This is a genomic window from Actinomycetospora sp. NBRC 106375 (assembly GCF_030269665.1).
Lineage (GTDB): Bacteria > Actinomycetota > Actinomycetes > Mycobacteriales > Pseudonocardiaceae > Actinomycetospora.
On record NZ_BSTS01000002.1, the window covers coordinates 15,940 to 35,011 of the forward strand.

General features: G+C 76.4%; 14 protein-coding genes. 5 read left to right on the top strand and 9 right to left on the bottom strand.

The window, feature by feature from the left end; translation table 11 throughout:
- Positions 1 to 60 precede the first annotated feature (60 nt).
- On the bottom strand, positions 61 to 3,633 hold the full coding sequence (locus QSK03_RS03565; protein WP_285648612.1) for an error-prone DNA polymerase: 3,573 nt from the start codon (positions 3,631 to 3,633) through the stop codon (positions 61 to 63).
- Positions 3,634 to 3,769: 136 nt separating this feature from the next.
- On the opposite strand from QSK03_RS03565, the gene QSK03_RS03570 reads away from it, so the two are divergent.
- Both QSK03_RS03570 and QSK03_RS03575 read left to right on the top strand, forming a co-directional pair.
- Entirely contained in the window at positions 3,770 to 3,985 is a 216-nt protein-coding gene (locus QSK03_RS03570) for a hypothetical protein (protein ID WP_285648613.1), read from the top strand.
- 101 nt (positions 3,986 to 4,086) lie between these two features.
- The gene (locus tag QSK03_RS03575; RefSeq protein ID WP_285648614.1) at positions 4,087 to 4,281 is read left to right on the top strand and encodes a hypothetical protein; all 195 of its coding nucleotides are present in this window, start codon (positions 4,087 to 4,089) and stop codon (positions 4,279 to 4,281) included.
- On the opposite strand, the gene QSK03_RS03580 is transcribed toward QSK03_RS03575, so the two are convergent.
- Positions 4,278 to 5,987, bottom strand: coding sequence for a DNA polymerase Y family protein (locus tag QSK03_RS03580; protein ID WP_285648615.1), 1,710 nt, complete (start codon positions 5,985 to 5,987; stop codon positions 4,278 to 4,280). The two genes, QSK03_RS03575 and QSK03_RS03580, sit on opposite strands and share 4 nt — an antisense overlap.
- Positions 5,984 to 6,877, bottom strand: a complete 894-nt coding sequence (imuA', locus tag QSK03_RS03585; protein WP_285648616.1) for a DnaE2-dependent mutagenesis accessory factor ImuA' — start codon at positions 6,875 to 6,877, stop codon at positions 5,984 to 5,986. Before imuA' ends, QSK03_RS03580 begins: the two co-directional genes overlap by 4 nt.
- 108 nt (positions 6,878 to 6,985) lie before the next feature.
- On the opposite strand from imuA', the gene QSK03_RS03590 reads away from it, so the two are divergent.
- Together QSK03_RS03590 and QSK03_RS03595 are read left to right on the top strand one after the other, a co-directional pair.
- Positions 6,986 to 7,771: an NAD-dependent epimerase/dehydratase family protein gene (locus QSK03_RS03590; RefSeq protein WP_285648617.1), complete on the top strand. Its 786-nt coding sequence runs from the start codon at positions 6,986 to 6,988 to the stop codon at positions 7,769 to 7,771.
- A gap of 50 nt (positions 7,772 to 7,821) precedes the next feature.
- Complete coding sequence (locus QSK03_RS03595; protein WP_285648618.1) at positions 7,822 to 9,747, top strand: acyl-CoA thioester hydrolase/BAAT C-terminal domain-containing protein; 1,926 nt, start codon at positions 7,822 to 7,824, stop codon at positions 9,745 to 9,747.
- A 3-nt stretch (positions 9,748 to 9,750) separates the two neighbouring features.
- On the opposite strand, the gene purH is transcribed toward QSK03_RS03595, so the two are convergent.
- From purH to sucC, 6 genes are all read right to left on the bottom strand, one after another.
- Positions 9,751 to 11,370 (bottom strand): bifunctional phosphoribosylaminoimidazolecarboxamide formyltransferase/IMP cyclohydrolase, encoded by a 1,620-nt coding sequence (gene purH, locus QSK03_RS03600; protein ID WP_285648619.1) that lies wholly within the window; start codon positions 11,368 to 11,370, stop codon positions 9,751 to 9,753.
- Positions 11,367 to 11,978, bottom strand: a complete 612-nt coding sequence (gene purN, locus QSK03_RS03605) for a phosphoribosylglycinamide formyltransferase (protein ID WP_285649209.1) — start codon at positions 11,976 to 11,978, stop codon at positions 11,367 to 11,369. The genes purH and purN overlap by 4 nt, the downstream gene beginning before the upstream one ends.
- Positions 11,979 to 12,039: 61 nt before the next feature.
- Entirely contained in the window at positions 12,040 to 13,575 is a 1,536-nt protein-coding gene (locus QSK03_RS03610) for a cell division protein PerM (RefSeq protein WP_285648620.1), read from the bottom strand.
- Between the two features lie 244 nt (positions 13,576 to 13,819).
- Positions 13,820 to 15,487 (bottom strand): DUF5336 domain-containing protein, encoded by a 1,668-nt coding sequence (locus QSK03_RS03615; RefSeq protein ID WP_285648621.1) that lies wholly within the window; start codon positions 15,485 to 15,487, stop codon positions 13,820 to 13,822.
- Positions 15,488 to 15,552: 65 nt separating this feature from the next.
- Positions 15,553 to 16,437 carry a succinate--CoA ligase subunit alpha gene (sucD, locus tag QSK03_RS03620; RefSeq protein WP_285648622.1) on the bottom strand — a complete coding sequence of 295 codons (885 nt, stop codon included), beginning with the start codon at positions 16,435 to 16,437 and terminating at the stop codon, positions 15,553 to 15,555.
- A 1-nt stretch (position 16,438) separates the two neighbouring features.
- Positions 16,439 to 17,614 (bottom strand): ADP-forming succinate--CoA ligase subunit beta, encoded by a 1,176-nt coding sequence (gene sucC, locus QSK03_RS03625; RefSeq protein WP_285648623.1) that lies wholly within the window; start codon positions 17,612 to 17,614, stop codon positions 16,439 to 16,441.
- Positions 17,615 to 17,916: 302 nt separating this feature from the next.
- On the opposite strand from sucC, the gene QSK03_RS03630 reads away from it, so the two are divergent.
- Positions 17,917 to 18,864: an esterase/lipase family protein gene (locus QSK03_RS03630; RefSeq protein WP_285648624.1), complete on the top strand. Its 948-nt coding sequence runs from the start codon at positions 17,917 to 17,919 to the stop codon at positions 18,862 to 18,864.
- The last annotated feature ends 208 nt before the right edge of the window (positions 18,865 to 19,072 follow it).

Genomic DNA, 19,072 nt, shown 5'->3' on the forward strand with positions numbered 1-19,072 from the left:
GGCAGGGAGCGAGGGGCGTCCCCGCTGCGTCGCACCGCAGCGAGGGCGCCCCTCGTGCCGTCACCGGAAGTCCCGGGAGCTCGACGGCACCCGGAGCTCGAGGCGCTCGACGCGGTCGGCGACGAGGTTGACCACGCTCGGGGCGTCGTGGGCCCGTTCGACGCGGCCCCGGATGACGAGCGCGGCGCTGGTGCGCGCCACCACCCGGTGCCGCGCCCAGAGTCCCTCCGAGCAGACGACGTTGAGCATGCCGGTCTCGTCCTCGAGGTTGAGGAACGTGGTGCCGCCGGCGGTCGCGGGCCGCTGGCGATGGGTGACCACCCCGCCGACCTCGATCCGCTCGCCCTCCGGCACGCGGGCGACCCCGGCCACCGAGTACGCCCCGCGCTCGTCGAGGGCCGCGCGCAGGTGGGTCACCGGGTGGCTGTCGGGGGTCAGACCGGTGGCCCAGACGTCGGCGACGGTGAGCTCGACCGCGCTCATGCCCGGCAGGGCCGGGGCCTCGAGACCGACGGCGGTGTCGGGCAGGCGCTCGTGCCGCACGCCGTCGCGCACCACCCCCACCCCGGCCGCCGCCGCACCGGCCGCCCACAGCGCCTCGCGGCGGTCGAGCCCGAAGCAGCGCAACGCCCCGGCCGTCGCGAGCGCCTCGACGTGCGCGGTGGTCAGCGCGGCGCGGCGGGCGAGGTCGGCGACGTCGCGGTAGGGGCCGCCGGCGTCGCCGTCCTGCGTCCCCTCCCGGCAGGCCACGATCCGGGCGGCCACCTCGTCGCCCAGCCCCCGCACCCCGGCGAGGCCGAGCCGGACGGCGACCCCGCCGGTGCTCTCGGGATGCGGCTCGAGCCCCGGGGTGTCCGCGGCGACCGCGACGTCGGGCCCCAGCACCACCACCCCGTGGCGGCGGGCGTCCGCGGTGAGCGACTGGGGCGAGTAGAAGCCCATCGGCTGGGCCCGCAGCAGCGCCGCGCAGAAGGCGGCCGGGTAGTAGAGCTTGTACCAGGCGCTGACGTAGACCAGCGACGCGAAGCTGATCGAGTGGCTCTCCGGGAAGCCGAAGTTGGCGAACGCCTTGGTCTTGCTGAAGATCGTGTCCGCGAGGTCGCCGGTGATCCCGTTGGCCGCCATCCCCTCGTAGAAGCGCTCGCGCATCCGCTCGATGCGCTCGCTGGAGCGCTTGGCCGACAGCGCGCGGCGCAGCTCGTCGGCCTCGGCGGCGGAGAAACCGGCGACGTCGACCGCGAGCTGCATGAGCTGCTCCTGGAACAGCGGTACCCCCAGGGTCTTCGTCAGCGCCGGCTCGCAGAGCGGGTGGTCGTAGACGACGCGCTCCAGCCCGTTGCGCCGGCGGATGTAGGGGTGCACCGACCCGCCCTGGATCGGCCCGGGGCGGATGAGGGCGACCTCGACGACCAGGTCGTAGAACTCCCGGGGCCGCAGCCGCGGCAGCGTCGCCATCTGCGCCCGGGACTCGACCTGGAACACGCCCACCGAGTCGCCCTCGGCGAGCATGGCGAACACCGCGGGATCGGTGGCCTGCAGCTCGTGCAGCCGCACACGGACGTCGTGGTGCGCGGCCACGAGGTCGGCGGCGTAGTGCAGCACCGAGAGCATGCCCAGCCCCAGCAGATCGATCTTGACCAGCCCGACCGCCGCCGCGTCGTCCTTGTCCCACTGGATGACGCTGCGCCCCGGCATCCGCCCCCACTCCACGGGCACCACCTGGTCGACCGGGCGGTCGCAGATGACCATGCCGCCGGAGTGGATGCCCAGGTGGCGCGGGAAGCCCGCGATCTGCTCGGCGAGCGACGCCACCGCCGGGGGCATCTCGGGCACCTGCCCCGCGAGCTCGGCGCCCGGACCCCACCGGTCGATCTGCTTGCTCCAGGCGTCCTGCTGGCCCTGCGAGAACCCGAGCGCGCGGGCGGCGTCGCGCACCGCCGAGCGCGGCCGGTAGGTGATGACGTTGGCGACCTGCGCGGCGCGGTCGCGTCCGTAGCGGGCGTAGACGTACTGGATGGCCTCCTCGCGGCGGTCCGACTCGATGTCGAGGTCGATGTCGGGATAGCCGTCGCGCTCCGGGGAGAGGAAGCGCTCGAACAGCAGGCCCATCTCCACCGCGTCGACGTGAGTGATGCCCAGGGCGAAGCAGACCGCCGAGTTGGCCGCCGACCCGCGGCCCTGGCAGTAGATGTCGTGGTCGGTGCAGTACTGCACGATGTCGGCGACGATGAGGAAGTAGCCGGGGAAGCCCTGCCGCTCGATGACGTCCAGCTCGTGGTCGATCACCTCGAACGCCCGCGGCGAGCGCAGCCGGTCGCCGTAGCGCACCCCCGCCCCCAGCCACGTCAGCCGGCGCAGCCAGCTCGCCTCGGTCTCGCCCTCGGGCACCGCGAACGGCGGCAGCTCGGGCGCCAGCAGCTCGAGACCGAACGCGCACTCGCGCCCCAGCGCCGCGGCCTGGGCGACGGCCTGCGGGTGGCGGGCGAACCGCTGCGCCATCTCCGCCCCCGACCGCAGGTGCGCCGGGCCCGGCGGCAGCCAGCCCTCGGCGTCGTCGAGGCTGCGCCGCGCCCGCACCGCCGCCAGCGCGGCCGCGAGCCGGGCCCGGTCGGGCGTCGCGTAGTGCGCCCCCGTGGTCGCCACCGTGCGCAGGCCCCGGCCGCGGTCGGCGCGCGCGGCCAGCTCGGCCAGCGCGGCGTTGCGCTCGGTGTCGTCGGGCACGCCCTGGTCGGTGAGCTCGACCGCGACGTTCTCCGCCCCGAACAGCGCGACCAATCGCTCGATCTCGCGGGCCGCCGCCTCCGCGCCGCCCGCCGCGAGCGCCCGGCGCACCGACCCCTTGCGGCATCCCGTGAGCACCTGGACGTGCCCCCCGAGCGTCGACGCGACCCGCTCCGGGTCGTACACCGGGCGCCCCTTCTCCCCGTGGGTGTGCATCTGGCCCTCGGTGATCGCCCGCGAGATCGCCCGGTAGCCGTCGGGGTCGCGGGCCAGGACCAGCAGGTGGTCGCCCTCGGGGTCGGGCACCCCGTTCTGCGGCGCGGACAGCCCCAGCGAGAGCTCGGCGCCGTAGACCGTCGGGACCCCCAGCTCCTGCGCCGCCTCGGCGAAGCGCACCACCCCGTACATGCCGTCGTGGTCGGTGAGCGCGATCGCCTCGAGCCCCAGCCGCGCCGCCTCCTCGACCAGCTCCTCCGGGTGCGACGCGCCGTCGAGGAAGCTGAAGTTGGAGTGCGTGTGCAGCTCGGCGTAGGGGACGGCGGCGCTCCGCGTGCTCGTCCCGCGCGGCGGCCGGTACGGCGTGCGGTGCCGGCTCCACGCCGGGCTGTCGCCCCCGTCGCCGGGGAAGTGCTCCTCGCGCGGCGCCCGGATCCGGCCCGGGCCGTCGACCCGGTCGCCGTCGTCGAACGCCAGGGGGTCGCGGACGAAGTCGTCGGGAGCGTCCGACTCCGGGGGCCAGGGACCGGCGTGCCCCTCGTGCGGCTCGTCCTCCCGGCCCGCACGCCCCCCGCGACCCTGGATCGCGTCGCGCGTCCCGTTGCCCCGCCCCTGCAGACTGGGCCCGTCGGACGGGCGCCCCGAGAGCAGGCGCTCCATCTCCGACCAGCTCACCGGCGGGTTGCCCCACCCCATCGGCGCCTCCATCGATCGAACACGTGTTCGATACGATAGACGACGGGTCCGACAGCGGGCACGCCGTCGGCGACCAGCACCCTGCGGCTGCGGGACCGGCGGAGCGGGGCGCTCGGGTCGCGATCAGGAGCGCGTCATGCCCGTGACGGGTCGCGATCGCGTGCACACGGTGCTCGTGATCTCCGAACTGCCCGGGCTCGCCGCACCGCGCCGGCCCGATCGATCGCGGGCACCGGGATCGCCCGGCGCGATCGCGACCGCCGTCGCGACCAGCACGGTGCGCATGATCGAACGGCACGCCGACATGCCGGAGGTGCCACTCGCCCCTGGAGGGCCGCGCCACCACTCATGATCCGCCCGGGTGCTCCTCTCACCCGATGACATCGGGCGAGAGGAGCACCGGGAGCGATCTTGCCGGTGCCGAGCGCGCCGGGTCGCGATCAGGAGCGCGTCATGCCCGTGACGGGTCGCGATCGCGTGCACACGGTGCTCGTGATCTCCGAACCGCTCGGCCTCGCCGCACCGCGCCCGAACCCGATCGATCGCGGGCCCGGGATCGCCGCCCTTCGCGAGCGACGTAGCGGCCTGCCCCGTGGTGAGCGCCACGTCCAGGGCGGCGAGAGTGTCCTCGCGACGTCGACCGGCTAGTCGTAGATCCCCTCCACCGCCCAGGCGCCGTCGCGGTGGACCAGCAGCAGGGCCCGGCCGACCGCGTCGGCGCCGGAGGCGACCGGGTCGGGGGCGAGGTCGGCGGCCGGGTCGGCCTCGGGGACGCGGCCGGCGGCGATCTCGTCGGCGTCGGTGCTGCACACGACCTGGATGCGCACACCACCCCCGGCCACGGCGCGGGGGTCCCACCAGCGCCCCGGATCGGGCCAGGGGCCGCCCCATGCGCGGACCGGGGCCGTGGGCGCGGCCGGGTCGGTGCCGAGCGCCACGTGGGCGGGCGACGCCGACAGCTGCCCGCGGGACGCCCGGCGCACCGGGGCGCCGTCGGCGTCGAGCACCCGGGCGGGCAGGGGCTCGGGCGGCACCCGCGCCGGCGAGGGCGCGGGGAGCGTGCCGGGCCAGGGCGCCTCCGGATCGACAGCGGCCACCCGCTCGTCGCCCCACGGCACCAGCTGGATCCGCTCCCCCGGACCGCGCCCGCCGCCGGGCACCCCCGTGAGCACCTCCTCCGGGCCGAGCAGCCCCTGCACGCGCACCAGCGCCCGCCCCGCCCGCTCGTCGGCCACCCCGACCTCGCCCCACAGCCCGAGCTGCAGCCGCCCCGCCTCGACGACCTCCTCGGGCACCAGCCGCAGCACGGTGAGCCCCCCGTCGCCGCTGTCACTGCCACCGCCGCGGCGCGAGAGCCAGCCCTCGAGCTGCCAGCGCACGCGGTCGGCGGTGCCGTTCGGGGTCAGCGGCTCGGCGCAGCGCCACACCCGGGCGAGCTCGTCGCCGGCCGTGGTGCGGGCCTGCACCCCCAGCCGCGTGCACGCCAGCCCCGCGCGACCCAGGGCCTCGTGCAGCCGCTCGGACAACGACCGCGCGGCGAAGGCGGCGGCGTCGACACGGTCGACCGGGGGATCGAGCGGGAGCTCGACGCCGAGCTCGTCGGGGATGCGGCGCCGCGAGGGCGGGCGTTCGTCGAGCCCGCGGGCCAGCCGGTGGGCCCGCACGGCGGCCGCGTCGAAGCGCGAGGCCACGTCGGTGGCCGACAGGTCGGCGAAGGCGCCGAGCGTCGTGAGGCCGAGCCGGCGCAGCAGGCCGATGAGCTCCGCGCGCGCGGCGCTCGCGTCGTCATCCGCGCCGGCGGTGTCGGGCTCGACGCCCGGCTCGAGCTCCAGCTCGGTGACCGGCAGGGGTGCGAGGAACCCCGGGCTCCCCCCGGGCGGCACCAGCAGCGACCGGCGCGCGGCGAGCCCGGCGGCGAACAGCCCGTCGGCGATGCCCACCTGACACTCGGTGCGGGTGCGCCCCGCGACGTGGTCGACCAGCCGCTCGGCGACGACCTCCTCGCCCCCGAAGTAGCGGGCGGGCCCCCGCGCCGACAGCGCCACCAGACCCGGACGGACCACCTCCACCCCGGGCGTGAGCTCCTCGACCGCCGCCGCGACCGGCTCGAAGCACCGGGCGTCGCGCTCGGGGTCGCGGGCCAGCACCGCGAGGTCCGGGCAGCGCGCCTGGGCCTCGCGCCGGCGAAGCCCCCGGCGCACGCCCTGCGCCCGCGCCGTCGCCGAGTACGCCACCACCCGGTGCGACGCCAGCACCGCCGCCGGGCGCGCGGGCGGCAGCCCCGCCTCGGCCGCGCCGGCCACCACCGGCCAGTCGGGACACCACAGCGCCAGCACCCGCGCCGGCGCGCTCACCCCGCCACCCCGATGCGCGGCGGCACCTCAGGCTCCTCACCCACCGGCTGTCCCACCGGCTGCCCCACCGGCTGCGGCGGCCCGGTCAGCGGCGCCCCCACCGGCAGCTCCCCGTCCGGCACGCACGTCCCGGCCGGCCCGGGCAGCAGCAGCGGCAGGTCCCGCTCGCCGGGGCGGCCGCGGGCGGCGCACCGCGCGCGGACCCGCCGCGAGCGCAGGCGACCGGCGCCGTCGCCCCCGAGACCGGCCCACGCACTGCCCTCGGCACGCAGCTCGACCTCGGCCCCGGGCCACGTGCCCGGAGCCCCGACCGGCACCAGCACCGCGCCCCGCTGGCGGACCCGCGCCCCGAGCCGCTGCCGGTCGCCCGCCCCCCAGCGCACGCCGGGCAGCGTGGTGTCGAGCACGACCACGTCCACCCCGTCGACCAGCGCCGCCACCACCGCCGCCGGACGAGGACCGGGACGGGGCACCAGCGCGGTGCGGGACAGGTCGAGCCCCGCCTCGGCCGCGGCCTGGACCCCCAGGTCGGCGAACCCCACCAGCGCACACCACGACCCGGCCCCCGACGCCTCGGCCAGCAGCGCGAGCAGCAGCGACGTCGATCCGCACACCGCCACCGTCGACCCGCGCCGCAGCCCCCCGTCGGGCAGGAGGTCCACCAGCGGGGCGGTGACCGGCAGGACCCGGGCCGCCTCCGGATCGACGCGGGGATCAGCCCAGGGCTCCTCCTCAACCGGCTCGACCGGCTCCCCCGCGGGGACGGGCGCGGGCACACCCCGGCGCCCGCCCCGCCGGCTCGGCAGCTCCGAGGCCCGCACCACCCCGAGATCGGCCCACCGCCGCGGCGTGGACCCTTGCCCGTCGAGCAACGACGACGCACCACCCATAGCGCCCTCCTCGAACACATGTTCGAATACCGGGAACGCTAACCCACACCCCCGACAGCCGCCGAGCCCCGCGGGCGGAGGTCACCCCACGGGTGCAGGGTGACCCCCATGACCGAGCGCGTCCTCGTCACCGGTGCCGCCGGCCGGATCGGCGGCTACCTGCGCACCCGCCTCGCCCGCCCGGGCCGCACGCTGCGTCTGCTCGACGTCGTCACACCCCCGGACGGTCCGGGCGACGAGGTCGTCACGGCGTCGGTGACCGACCTCGACGCGCTCATCGCGGCCTGCGCCGACGTCGACGCCGTCGTCCACCTCGGCGGGCAGAGCGGCGAGGCGGACTGGCAGACCATCCTCGAGACGAACATCCACGGCACGTACGCGGTGTTCGAGGCCTCCCGCCGCGCCGGCGTCGGCCGCGTCGTGTTCGCGAGCAGCAACCACGCCGTCGGCTTCCACCCCGCCACCGACCCCGTCGGCGACGGCCTGCCGCCGCGCCCGGACACCTACTACGGCGTCAGCAAGGTGACCGGCGAGGCCCTCGGCAGCCTGTACCACGACCGCTACGGCCTCGACGTCGTCTGCCTGCGGATCGGGACGTGCCACGACCGCCCCACCGACGCCCGGGGCCTCGCCACGTGGCTGTCCCCCGACGACTGCGGGCGGCTGGTCGAGGCGTCGCTGACCTGCCCGTCCCCGGGCTTCCGCATCGTCTGGGGCGTCTCGGCGAACACCCGCAGGCGCTGGGCCCTGACCGGCGCCCACGAGATCGGCTACCGACCCCGCGACGACGCCGAGGCCTACGCCGCCGAGGTCGCCGACCGCACGAGCCCCGACACCGACGGCTGGGTCGGCGGGGGCTTCTGCGGGCCGTCCTTCGACGCACCTTCGGACTGATCCCGGACAGATCGTCACCGGGCAGGCCCGCCACCGGCCAGGATGCCCGGATGGGCTACGTCCTCGGCTTCCTCCCGTGGATCGTCTACTGGATCCTCGTCGGGAACGCCCCGTTCCGGATCGCGATCCTCGTCGCGGCCGCGGTCGCGCTGCTCTCGCTGCTCGTCGGGCGGATCCGTCGCGAGCCGCCGAAGACGCTCGACGTCGGCAGCCTCGCGGTGTTCGTCGTGCTCGCGGTGGTCGCCTTCGTCGTGCCCGACGCGGTCCTGGAGCGCTGGATCCAGCCGCTGGGCAACGCCGGGCTCCTGCTCATCGTGCTGGCCGGCCTCGCGGTGCGGCGCCCGTTCGTCCTCGACTACGCCACGGCGTCGGTCGACGCCGTCACCGCCCGCACCGACGGCTTCCGGACGATCACGACCGCGATGACCTGGCTGTGGGCGGGCCTGTTCGCCGGCATGACGCTGCTCTCGGCGATCCCGCCGGTCGTCGACGGCGACGCCACCCTGCTCGACGCCGACGACACCCTCTCCATCCTCTGCTACTGGGTCGCCCCGTTCGCGCTCATGGGGATCGGCGGCGTGATCTCGGGCGCGTTCCCGCCGTGGTTCGCCGCCCGCTCCGCCCAGGTCGACCGGCGCAGCGCCGACAACCCCGCCGTCGCCGCGCAGCCCGCCCCGGACCCCGACGAGACCGCCGGGCTGGCGATCGACGCCCCGGCGGACTCCCGTCACGACGAGCCCTTCGGTGTCGTCGTGCGCGGCGCGCAGCAGGAGGTGGAGCTCACCGCGCGGGGCACCGATCTCTCCGGTCGCTCCTGGCGCGCCACCGCCACGTTCGCGGCGACCGACACCCTCGACCTCGCGACCGCCACGCCCACCACCGGCGACTGGGACGCCGCGGACCCCGACGCCCCGCTCTGGGCGATGCGCTTCGCCGCGGCGGGCAGCACGCCCGACCTGTTCGTCGCGCCCGCCCAGCCGTGGCGGGTGACGGTGACGGCGCGGTCCGGGACCCGCTCGGCCCGCCGCACCGTGACCCGGCGCGCGGCGGCGGACGGGGTGGCGCTGACGTCCGTCGACGTCGGCGGGATACGCGGCACCCTGGCCGTCCCGCCCGGCGGCGGGACGGACCTGCCGGCCGTCGCGTGCTTCGGCGGCTCCGAGGGCGGCTCGGACTCGCAGGTCGCCCACGCCGCCCTCCTCGCCTCCCGCGGCTTCGTCGCCCTCGCCGCGCCCTGGGTCGACGAGGCCGTCGCGGCGAAGGCTATCGAGGAGGTGCCGCTCGAGCGCTTCGCGACCGCCCTCGGCGTCCTCACCGGCCACGCGGCCGTCGACCCCGCGCGGCTCGCCGCCATGGCCGTGTCGCGGGGCTCGGAGGGGCTGCTGGCCGCAGTCGCCGCGGGGCTGGGCCCGCGGCTCGCCGCCCTCGTGCTGGTCAGCCCGAGCGCGGTCACCTGGCAGGCGGTCGGCGGCAACGGCGAGGTGCCCGACACCGCGTCCTGGACCCGCGCGGGCACGCCGGTGCCGTGGCAGCCGCTGCCCACCGGGGTGCTCATGCGCCAGCTCATCCGCAACGACTGGTCGGTGCACCGCGACATCGCCGCGCACCGACCCTCGCTGCTGCGGCTGCGGCCCGCCTACGAGGCCGGTCTCGCGCGCGGTGGCGACGCCGCGGTCATCCCGTCCGAGCGGGTCCCGTGCCCGATCCTGTGCGTCTCGGGTGCCGACGACCAGCTGTGGCCGTCGGGGCCCATGGCCGACCTGCTGCTCGCGCGCCGCGGCCGCCCCGACGACCAGCACCTGCGCTACCCCGAGGCCGGCCACCTCCTCCGCCTCGGCACGCTGCCGACCGACGCGCCGTGGCACGACGGCATCGCCTTCGGCGGCACCCGCGCCGGGCAGGCCGCGGCCCAGCGCGACGCCACCGACCGGGTCCCCGCGTTCCTCGCCCGGCTCACCGCGCCGGCTCCCGCCTGAGCACTAGTGCGCGAAGTGGCGCGTCCCGGTGAGGTACATCGTGACCCCGGCCCGCTGCGCCGCCTCGACCGTCTGCTCGTCGCGGACCGACCCGCCGGGCTGGACGACGGCCGCGACGCCGGCCTCGGCGAGGACCTCGAACCCGTCGGGGAACGGGAAGAACGCATCGGAGGCGGCCACGGAGCCCGCGACGCGGTCGCCGGCCCGGCTGACCGCGAGGCGGGCGGCGTCCACGCGGTTGACCTGCCCCATGCCGACGCCGACCGTCGCCCCGTCGTGGGCGAGCAGGATCGCGTTCGACTTCACCGCGCGGCAGGCCCGCCAGGCGAAGGCGAGGTCGGCGAGCACGGCCTCGGAGGCCGGCGAGCCGCAGGCCAGGGTCCACGACGCCGGGTCGTCGCCGGGCGCGTCGACGGCGTCGCGCTGCTGGAGCAGCAGGCCCCCGGAGACGGGGCGCTGCTCGACCGCGGACGGCGCCCAGGTGGCGGTCAGCACGCGGATGTTCTTCTTGCGGGACAGGACGTCCACGGCACCGTCGGCGTAGGACGGCGCCACGATCACCTCGGTGAAGATCTCGGAGACGGTCTCCGCCATCGCCACGCTGACCTCGGTGTTCGCGGCGATGACCCCGCCGAACGCGCTGGTCGGGTCGCAGGCGTGGGCCTTGCGGTGGACCGCGGCGACGTCATCGGCGCCCGTCGCCACCGCGATCCCGCACGGGTTGGCGTGCTTGATGATGGCCACGCAGACGCCGTCGTGGTCGTGCGCGGCGCGCCAGGCGGCGTCGGTGTCGACGTAGTTGTTGTACGACATCTCCTTGCCGTGCAGCTGCGTGGCGCCGGCGATGCCCGAGGTGACCTCCGGGTCGCCGTAGAGCGCGGCGGCCTGGTGCGGGTTCTCGCCGTAGCGCAGCACCGCGCGGCGCCGGGCCGTGGTGCCGACCCAGCCCGGGAACGGCGACCCCGGCACCGACGGCTCCGGGTCGGGGGCGAGCACGTTGCCCATCCACGACGCGACCGCCACGTCGTACGACGCCGTGTGCCGGAACGCCTCGGCGGCCAGGCCGCGCCGGTCGGCCAGCGTGACCCCGCCCTGCTGCGCCTGCTCGAGCACCCAGACGTAGCGGGTCGGGTCGGTGACGACGGCGACGGACTCGTGGTTCTTGGCCGCCGCGCGGATCATCGCCGGGCCGCCGATGTCGATCTGCTCGACGCAGTCGTCGGGCGCGGCGCCCGAGGCGACGGTCTGGGTGAACGGGTAGAGGTTCACCACGAGCAGGTCGAACGGCGCGATGTCCAGCGACTCGAGCGCCTCGGCGTGCGTGGGCAGGCGCATGTCGGCGAGCAGCCCGGCGTGCACGCGCGGGTGCAGCGTCTTGACCCGCCCGTCGAGGCACTCCGGGAACCCGGTGACCTCCTCGACACGCGTCACGGGGACCCCGGCGTCCTGGATCCGCGCGGCGGTCGAGCCGGTGGAGACGACCTCGACGCCGGCCGCGTGCAGCCCGGTCGCGAGGTCGAGCAGGCCCGCCTTGTCGAACACGCTGACCAGCGCGCGGCGGATGGGGCGCCGGCCCTCGGCACCGGTGGCGGTCGCAGCCTCGGTGGCAGTCCCAGAGGTCATGGCATCCTCACTCCTCGTCCGGTGACGGTCGCGCCGTGGCGGGCCAGCGCGGCCACGGTCGCGACGAGCATCCGGCGTTCCACCACCTTGATGCGCTCGTGCAGCGTGTCCTCGGTGTCGTCCGGCTCGACGGCGACGGCCTCCTGCGCCAGCACCGGGCCGGTGTCCACCCCGGCGTCGACCAGGTGCACGGTCGCCCCGGTGACCTTCACCCCGTAGGCGACGGTGTCGCGCACCGGGTGCGCCCCCGGGAACGCGGGCAGCAGGGCCGGGTGGGTGTTGATCGTGCGGCCGCCGTAGCGCGCCAGGAACGCCGCACCGAGCAGCCGCGCGAACCCCGCGGACACCACGAGGTCGGCCTCCGCCGCGTCGACGGCGTCGGCCAGCGCGACGTCCCACGCGGACCGGTCGGCGTGGTCGGCGGGCCGCACGACCGCCGTCGGGACGCCCGCGGCCGCGGCGCGGTCCACCGCGCCCACCCCGGCGCGGTCGGACACCACGGTGACGATCCGCGCCGGGAAGTCCTCGCCGGCGTCCAGCAGCGCCTGCAACAGGCTCCCCGAGCCGGAGGCCAGGACGGCGACGCGGGCGGGCACGGGCAGGGTCAGCCGGTGCTGCTCGGTGGTGGTCAGCGCTGCTCCCGAACCGGTCGTGGACGACCCCTCCAGGCTAGCCGCGCCCGTCGCCACCTGGGCGGACGCCCTCGTCCGGGGAGTCGACCGCCACATCGGCGGGCCCGGTGGCGGCCTCCGCGGCATCACGGTCGGCGTCACGGTCGGCGTCACGGTCGGCGTCACGGTCGGCGTCACTGCCGGCGTCGTCACCCGGGTCCTCGTCGGGCTCGCCGTCGTCGTCCCCGGCCGCGGTGTCGTCCGCCGGCGCATCGGAGGCGCGGGTCGCCCCGGAGGTCCCACCGGCGGCCGGGGACGCCGCCGCGGGAGCCCGGCGCGACGCCGGGGTGCGGCGGACGGGCCGGGCGCCCGAGGTGCCGAGGGGCACCGCGAGCAGGGCGACGACCAGGCCGGGCACCACGATCCAGCCGAGGACGGCGACCGTGACGAGCCCGGCCGACAGCGACACCGGGTCGAACGGGCCGGCCCCGAGCCGGCCACCGGACAGCGACGCCGCGAGACCGAGGAGCAGGGCCGCGGTGGCAGCGGCGGTGACGGTCGCGCGCACGCGGGACGCGGCGTCCGGTGCGGTCGGGGCGAGGCGCCAGCCGACGACGCTGCCGACGGCGAGCGGGACGGCGGACGCCAGCCCGGCCCACGTCGGCGGCGTGCTCTGCGGCAGGAGCGCGGCGAGCGGGAGCGGCGGCAGGAGGCCCGAGGTGATCGTCGCCGGCGTCGCCGACGCCAGCCCGATCGACACCCCCGGCCCGAGGAGCCAGGCGGTGGTCGCGACGACGGCGTTCGGCAGGTAGGCGAGGGTCAGCAGAGCCAGTCCCGCGCCGCTGCCCGCCTCGGGCGCGACGTCGGCGAAGACGTCCCGCACCGACGCGGCGTCGGCCACGAAGCCGGCGAGCAGCAGGCCCGCTCCGGCCGTCAGCAGCGCGACGGCGCCGAGCAGGCCGCCGCGCAGCCCCGCGCGCACCCAGCCGGGCACGCGGTCGGGCAGGAGGCGCAGGCCGCACGGTCGGGCGACGCCGGCCAGCGACGCGAGGCCGGCGAGGATCCCGCAGGTGACGCCCGCGAGTCCGGGGGACGCGTCGACGACGGTCTCGGGGGTGAGCAGCGCGGCCGCGAGGACGCCGATCACCGCGTGAGCGGCGGCCGCGGTCGCCACGACGGGCACGAGAACGCCGTGCCCCGGCCGGGGACCCATCCGGGTGACGGCGCCGCGGGCGACGGTCGCGATCAGCGTCGCCAGCAGCGCGGCGGGCGCCAGGGGCAGCACCCCGAGGGGCACGCCGGTCACCTGCAGGGGCACGAGGTGGGCGATCAGCCAGAGCGGGATCCCGACCGCCAGCGCCTGGCCGAGACCGGGCTCGCCACCCGGGGTCGTCCCGGACGCGAGCGCGGCGATCACGCCCGCGAGCACCACGGCCACGCCGTAGCAGACCGCCGGCGGCAGGAGCGCCACCCGCGCGAGGACCCGCAGCCAGCCCCGGGTGGTGACCGGCAGGGCGCGGGATCCGTCGGACCGGTCGACGTCGCCGCCGGCGCGCCGGCCCCGCCGCGGGGCGTCGCTCGTCGGCACGGTCACGGCCCGACCCTGTCAAACCCCGGGCGCCGGACCGGGCCGCCACGCCGCGCGCGGGCCGGCGCGGGGAGCACGTCACCCGGCACCGGGGCGGCCATCCGGTGCAGCGTCGGCCGTCGGTCGCGAGCCCTCGCCCGGAACGAACGACGCGCTCGCTGCTTCGGAAGCAGCGAAAGCGCCGTTCGTTCGTCGGGGACGGCCGCGCAGCACGCCGCGTCAGGACACGGCTCGGGGCGCGCAGGTCAGCTCAGCGGGGCGAGCCCCACTCGCCGCGGCGGTCGTCGGAGCCCGACGTGCCGGGCTGTTGGGGACGACCGGGGTCCTCACCGGACTCGTGGGCGCCACGCTGCTCGCGGTCGGGGGTCGGCGGCGGGGCGACGGGCCCGTTGGACGGGTTCGACGGCGCGCCCCAGCCCGAGCCGGGGATGCCGTAGCCGGGCGTCGAAGGGCCGCCGGCCGGGCCGCTCTGCGGCGACCCGGACGGGGGCGTGCTCGTGCCCCCGGGGCCGGCGGAGGTGCCGTGCACCGAGGTGGCGCCCTCCCCCGAGCCGAAGGTGCCGAAGCCGCCGAACCCGGACGAGTTCGCGTTCGGGGTGGTGGTGCCCGGGTCGGACGGGGCCGACCCGGTGTCGTCGCGCTCCGGGGTGCCGGGGGCGGAGGTGTCGGACGGAGCCCCGGAGGAGGCGCCGGCGGCGGTGGCGCCGGGCACGACCTGGGTGGTCGCGGCCGAACCCGAGTCGGGTCCGAGCCCGGACGGGGTACCGGAACCGGACGACGGGCCGTACCCGCCGAACGGGCCGGACGGCGGCCCCGAGGTCTGGCCGCCGGGACCACCGGGACCGCCGGGACCGCCCTGACCGCGCGCCGAGGCGAACTGACCGGACGCGGGGCCGGTCTGGGTCCCCGGCGCGCCGTAGGCCGGCTGGCCGGCCAGGGTCGGCGCAGGGCCCGACGGCGGCCCGGCGGGGGCGCCGCCCCAGGGTGCGCCCGGGGCACCGGGCGCACCGGGCGCGCCGGGCGGCGGGGCGCCCTGGCCGGGCGCCACCGCCCCGGGCGACCCGAAGCCCGACCTCGCGGGCCGGGCGGCCGGCGCCGCGATGACGCCGGCCGCGAAGAGGGCGGCCACGACCGCGGCCGCCGCGGCCAGCACCGCGAGCACGACCTGCACGATCAGCAGCGCGTCGGCGTAGGCCAGCAGCGGCAGCATCGCCAGCGCCCCGGTGACCCCGACGACCGCACCCGGGACCAGCGTCTGCGGGGCCTTCGGCAGCAACGAGGCCGCGGTGAGCAGCCCCCCGGCGAGCACGAGCGGCAGGTAGAACAGCGAGCCGAAGGCGGCGCTGAGGTCCGACGCGACGCCGGAGGGGTCGGCGGACCCGAAGAACGTCATGACGTACGCGAGCAGCGCCAGGACACCGGCGGCGAGCGCGACACCGCGCTCGGCGCCCGAGGCGCCCGAGGCGCGCGGTGCGCGGGCGGGCGCGCCCCCGCCGCCCTGCTCGGGCGATGTGGTGATCGTCGTGGTCGCGGCGGGGAAACCGCCGGAGCCCGGGGACGACGGCCCCGTCTGGCCGGTCGGGCCCTGGCCGGACGCGGGGCCCCACCCCTGCGGGGCCGGCTGACCCCAGCCCTGGTTCTGGGTCTGGGAGCCGTAGCCGCCGCCCTGGCCGCCCTGGCCGCCCTGGCCGCCCTGACCGGGCGCGCCGTAGGGCTGCTGCCCCTGGCCCGCGCCGGCCCAGGAGGACCCCCCGTACGGCGAGCCGCCGTACGGCGAGCCCTGTCCCTGGGAACCCGATGAGCCCTGGGAGCCCGGTGAGCCCTGGCCCGGCTGGCCCCAGCCGCCGGCGCCGGACGCCTGTCCCGGCCACTGGCCGGACGGGCCGCCCGGGGGCGGGCCCTGGGTCGGTGAGCTCATGAGTGGGTCCTCCCGGGGACGGCGGCGTCGGCGGTCGGGCGGTCAGCGACGGGTCGGTCCCGGCGTCAGCCGCTGACCAGGGAACGCGCGAGGTCGGCGGTCTCGGTCGGCGTCTTGCCGACCTTCACCCCGGCGGCCTCGAGCGCCTCCTTCTTGGCCTGCGCGGTCCCCGCGGAGCCGGAGACGATGGCGCCGGCGTGGCCCATCGTCTTGCCCTCGGGGGCCGTGAAACCAGCAACGTAGCCCACGACGGGCTTCGTGACGTTGGCCTTGACGTAGTCGGCCGCACGCTCCTCGGCGTCACCGCCGATCTCGCCGATCATCACGATGACCTCGGTCTCGGGGTCGGCCTCGAACGCCGCGAGGGCGTCGATGTGCGTCGTCCCGATGATCGGGTCGCCGCCGATGCCGATGCCGGTGGAGAAGCCGATGTCGCGCAGCTCGTACATCATCTGGTAGGTCAGCGTGCCGGACTTCGACACCAGGCCCATCTTCCCGGGGCCCGAGATGTTCGCCGGGATGATCCCCGCCAGCGACTTGCCGGGCGAGATGATCCCGGGACAGTTCGGGCCGATGATCCGGGTGCGGTTGCCGTTGGCGGTGGCGTGCGCCCAGAACCACGCCGAGTCGTGCACCGGGATGCCCTCGGTGATCACGACGGCCAGCCCGATGCCGGCGTCGATGGCCTCGACGGCCGCGTCCTTGGCGAACTTCGGGGGCACGAAGAGCACCGAGACGTCCGCCCCGGTCTCCTTCATGGCCTCCTCGACGCCGCCGAACACCGGCACGTTCGTGCCGTCGACGTCGACGCTGGTGCCGGCCTTGCGGGCGTTGACACCTCCGACGAGCTGCGTGCCCGCCGCCAGCATCTTGCGGCCGTGCTTCATGCCCTCCGAGCCGGTGAGGCCCTGGACGATGACCTTGCTGTTCTCGTTGAGGAAGATCGACATCTCACGCACCAGCCTTTGCGGCAAGCTCGGCGGCCTTCGCGGCCGCGTCGTCCATCGTGCCCACCACAGTGACCAGCGGGTGGTTCGCCTCGGCGAGGATGCGGCGCCCCTCGTCGACGTTGTTGCCGTCCAGGCGGACGACGAGCGGCTTGGTCGCGTCGTCACCCAGGATCTTCAGGGCCTCGACGATGCCGTTCGCAACCGCGTCGCAAGCCGTGATGCCACCGAAGACGTTGACGAAGACGCTGCGCACGTCACCGTCACCGAGGATGACGTCCAGGCCGGCCGCCATGACCTCGGCCGAGGCGCCGCCGCCGATGTCGAGGAAGTTGGCCGGCTTCATGCCGCCGTGCTGCTCGCCGGCGTAGGCGACGACGTCGAGCGTCGACATGACCAGGCCCGCGCCGTTGCCGATGATGCCGACCTGGCCACCCTCGAGCTTGACGTAGTTGAGGTCGGCCTCCTTGGCCTTGGCCTCCAGGGGGTTCTGGCTCTTCTCGTCGACGAGCTGGGAGTGCGCCTCGTGGCGGAACTCGGCGTTCTCGTCGAGGGTGACCTTGCCGTCGAGGGCGATGACCTGGCCCTGCGGGTCGCGCACCAGCGGGTTGACCTCGACGAGCGTGGCGTCCTCGCCGACGAAGGTGTCCCAGAGCTCCACGATCACCTGCGCGGCCCGGTCGGCCACCTCGGCGGGGAGCTTGCCCTGCTTGACGATCTCGTCGGCCTTCGCGCGGTCGACGCCGGCGATCGGGTCGATCGGCACCCGGGCCAGTGCCTCGGGGCGCTCGACGGCGAGCTCCTCGATCTCCATGCCGCCCTCGGCCGAGCACATGGCCAGGAAGGTGCGGTTGGACCGGTCGAGGAGGAAGGAGAAGTAGTACTCCTCCGCGATGTCACTGGCCGAGGTCACCAGCACGCGGCGGACGACGTGGCCCTTGATGTCGAGCCCGAGGATGGCCTCGGCCTTCTCCTTGGCCTCGGCCGGCGTCTCGGCCAGCTTCACGCCGCCGGCCTTGCCGCGGCCGCCCGTCTTCACCTGCGCCTTGACGACGACCGGGCCGCCGATCTCCTGCGCGGCCCGCTCCGCCTCCGCGGCGGTGTCGACGGTGCGACCGGGCAGCACCGGCACCCCGTGGGCGGCGAAGAGATCCTTCGCCTGGTACTCGTACAGGTCCACCTGTGAACTCTCCTCACCAACTCCCCGGCCGACCCGCCCGCGACGGGCGCGTGCCGGGCGAGGTCGCGCGGCGCCCCTTCCTGTACGGGGAGCGCCCACGTCCCGACGGATGCGCGGCGACCCTATCCACGCCCGGCGGCACCGGTGGCCGCCGTGGGGGCGACGCCGGACACAGAAGGCCGGGTCGTACGCCTCTGGATCGTTCACGGACTGCCCCGACCGGGCCCCGGACGGCCCGATCTTGATCGGTCTGGTGGACCGATCGTCGGACATCCGAGTGAACAACGCCTAACGTCCCCGCCATGGACGTGACGGGCGTCATGTCACCGGCAGTGGCGCCGGACGACGACGACGGGACGGCGGAGAAGCCGATCGCCGCGATCGCGGGCGCCCTGTGGCGGGGCCTCGGGTACGCGGCGCGCACCGTCGGCGTGCCGGCCGGCGTCCGCGGGCTGGCCGTCGAGGTCGCCTACACCGCCGTGCACCTGTCGCTCTACCCGTGGGGCCTCGTCGACGAGGTGCTGAACCCGTCCGGCACCTTCGCCCACCACCGCACCGCGGACCTCTCGCCCTCGCAGCGCAGCCTGGTCGTCTCCGACATGGACGCCTCGACGACGCCGGTCCTGCTCGTGCACGGCATCGTCGACAACCGCTCGATCTTCGCCGTGCTCGCGCGGGCGCTGCGCAAGCGCGGGTTCGGCGTCGTGCACGCGGTGAACTTCAGCGTCCTGACGGCGTTCACCGGCGACATCCGGCTGGCCGCGCAGGAGCTCGGCCACCACGTGGAGCGCCTGTGCGCGAGCACCGGTGCCGACCGCGTGCACATCGTCGGGCACTCGCTGGGCGGGCTCATGGCGCGCTACTACGTCCAGCGGCTCGGCGGCGACGCCCGTGTCGACACCCTCGTCACGCTCGGCACCCCGCACCGCGGCTCGCTCATCGCGCACTGCCTGCCGCCGACGCGCGTGCCCCGGCAGCTGCAGCCGGACTCGGACCTGCTGCGCGAGCTCGACGAGCCGGCACCGGAGTGCCGCACCCGCTTCCTGGCGGTCTGGAGCCGGCAGGACCAGCTGATCATCCCGCAGTCCGCGGCACGGCTGCAGCACCCGGACCTGCAGGTCACCGAGATCGAGCTCGAGCACGTCGGGCACCTGTCGATGACCATCGACCCCGAGGTCGTGCACCTCGTGAGCCGGCTGCTGGCCCGGCGACCCATCCGCGGCAGCGAGCGGCGGGAGCTCGCGGGCTGACCCCGCCCTGAACGGTGGCCACCAGGTCCGGCCGAGGGACGTCGTGTCACCCGATCCGGTGGTCGAGCTCCGTTGCGCTCCGTCTCCGCCCGGCGACGACCGCTCGGCGCGTACGCCCGCACGCACGGCGTAGCGACCGGCTCGAGGGACTCGAGTCGTTTGCCCGGCCCTTGACCTTCTGGCTACCTTTCGGCCGTCCTCATCACGG

What these genes read in the sequence shown, in the direction of transcription:
- QSK03_RS03565 (WP_285648612.1), bottom strand. Translation starts at nt 3,633, where the DNA reads ATGGGGTGGGGCAACCCGCCGGTGAGCTGGTCGGAGATGGAGCGCCTG.
- QSK03_RS03570 (WP_285648613.1), top strand. Translation starts at nt 3,770, where the DNA reads ATGCCCGTGACGGGTCGCGATCGCGTGCACACGGTGCTCGTGATCTCC.
- QSK03_RS03575 (WP_285648614.1), top strand. Translation starts at nt 4,087, where the DNA reads ATGCCCGTGACGGGTCGCGATCGCGTGCACACGGTGCTCGTGATCTCC.
- imuA' (WP_285648616.1), bottom strand. Translation starts at nt 6,877, where the DNA reads ATGGGTGGTGCGTCGTCGTTGCTCGACGGGCAAGGGTCCACGCCGCGG.
- QSK03_RS03590 (WP_285648617.1), top strand. Translation starts at nt 6,986, where the DNA reads ATGACCGAGCGCGTCCTCGTCACCGGTGCCGCCGGCCGGATCGGCGGC.
- QSK03_RS03595 (WP_285648618.1), top strand. Translation starts at nt 7,822, where the DNA reads ATGGGCTACGTCCTCGGCTTCCTCCCGTGGATCGTCTACTGGATCCTC.
- purH (WP_285648619.1), bottom strand. Translation starts at nt 11,370, where the DNA reads ATGACCTCTGGGACTGCCACCGAGGCTGCGACCGCCACCGGTGCCGAG.
- QSK03_RS03615 (WP_285648621.1), bottom strand. Translation starts at nt 15,487, where the DNA reads ATGAGCTCACCGACCCAGGGCCCGCCCCCGGGCGGCCCGTCCGGCCAG.
- sucD (WP_285648622.1), bottom strand. Translation starts at nt 16,437, where the DNA reads ATGTCGATCTTCCTCAACGAGAACAGCAAGGTCATCGTCCAGGGCCTC.
- QSK03_RS03630 (WP_285648624.1), top strand. Translation starts at nt 17,917, where the DNA reads ATGGACGTGACGGGCGTCATGTCACCGGCAGTGGCGCCGGACGACGAC.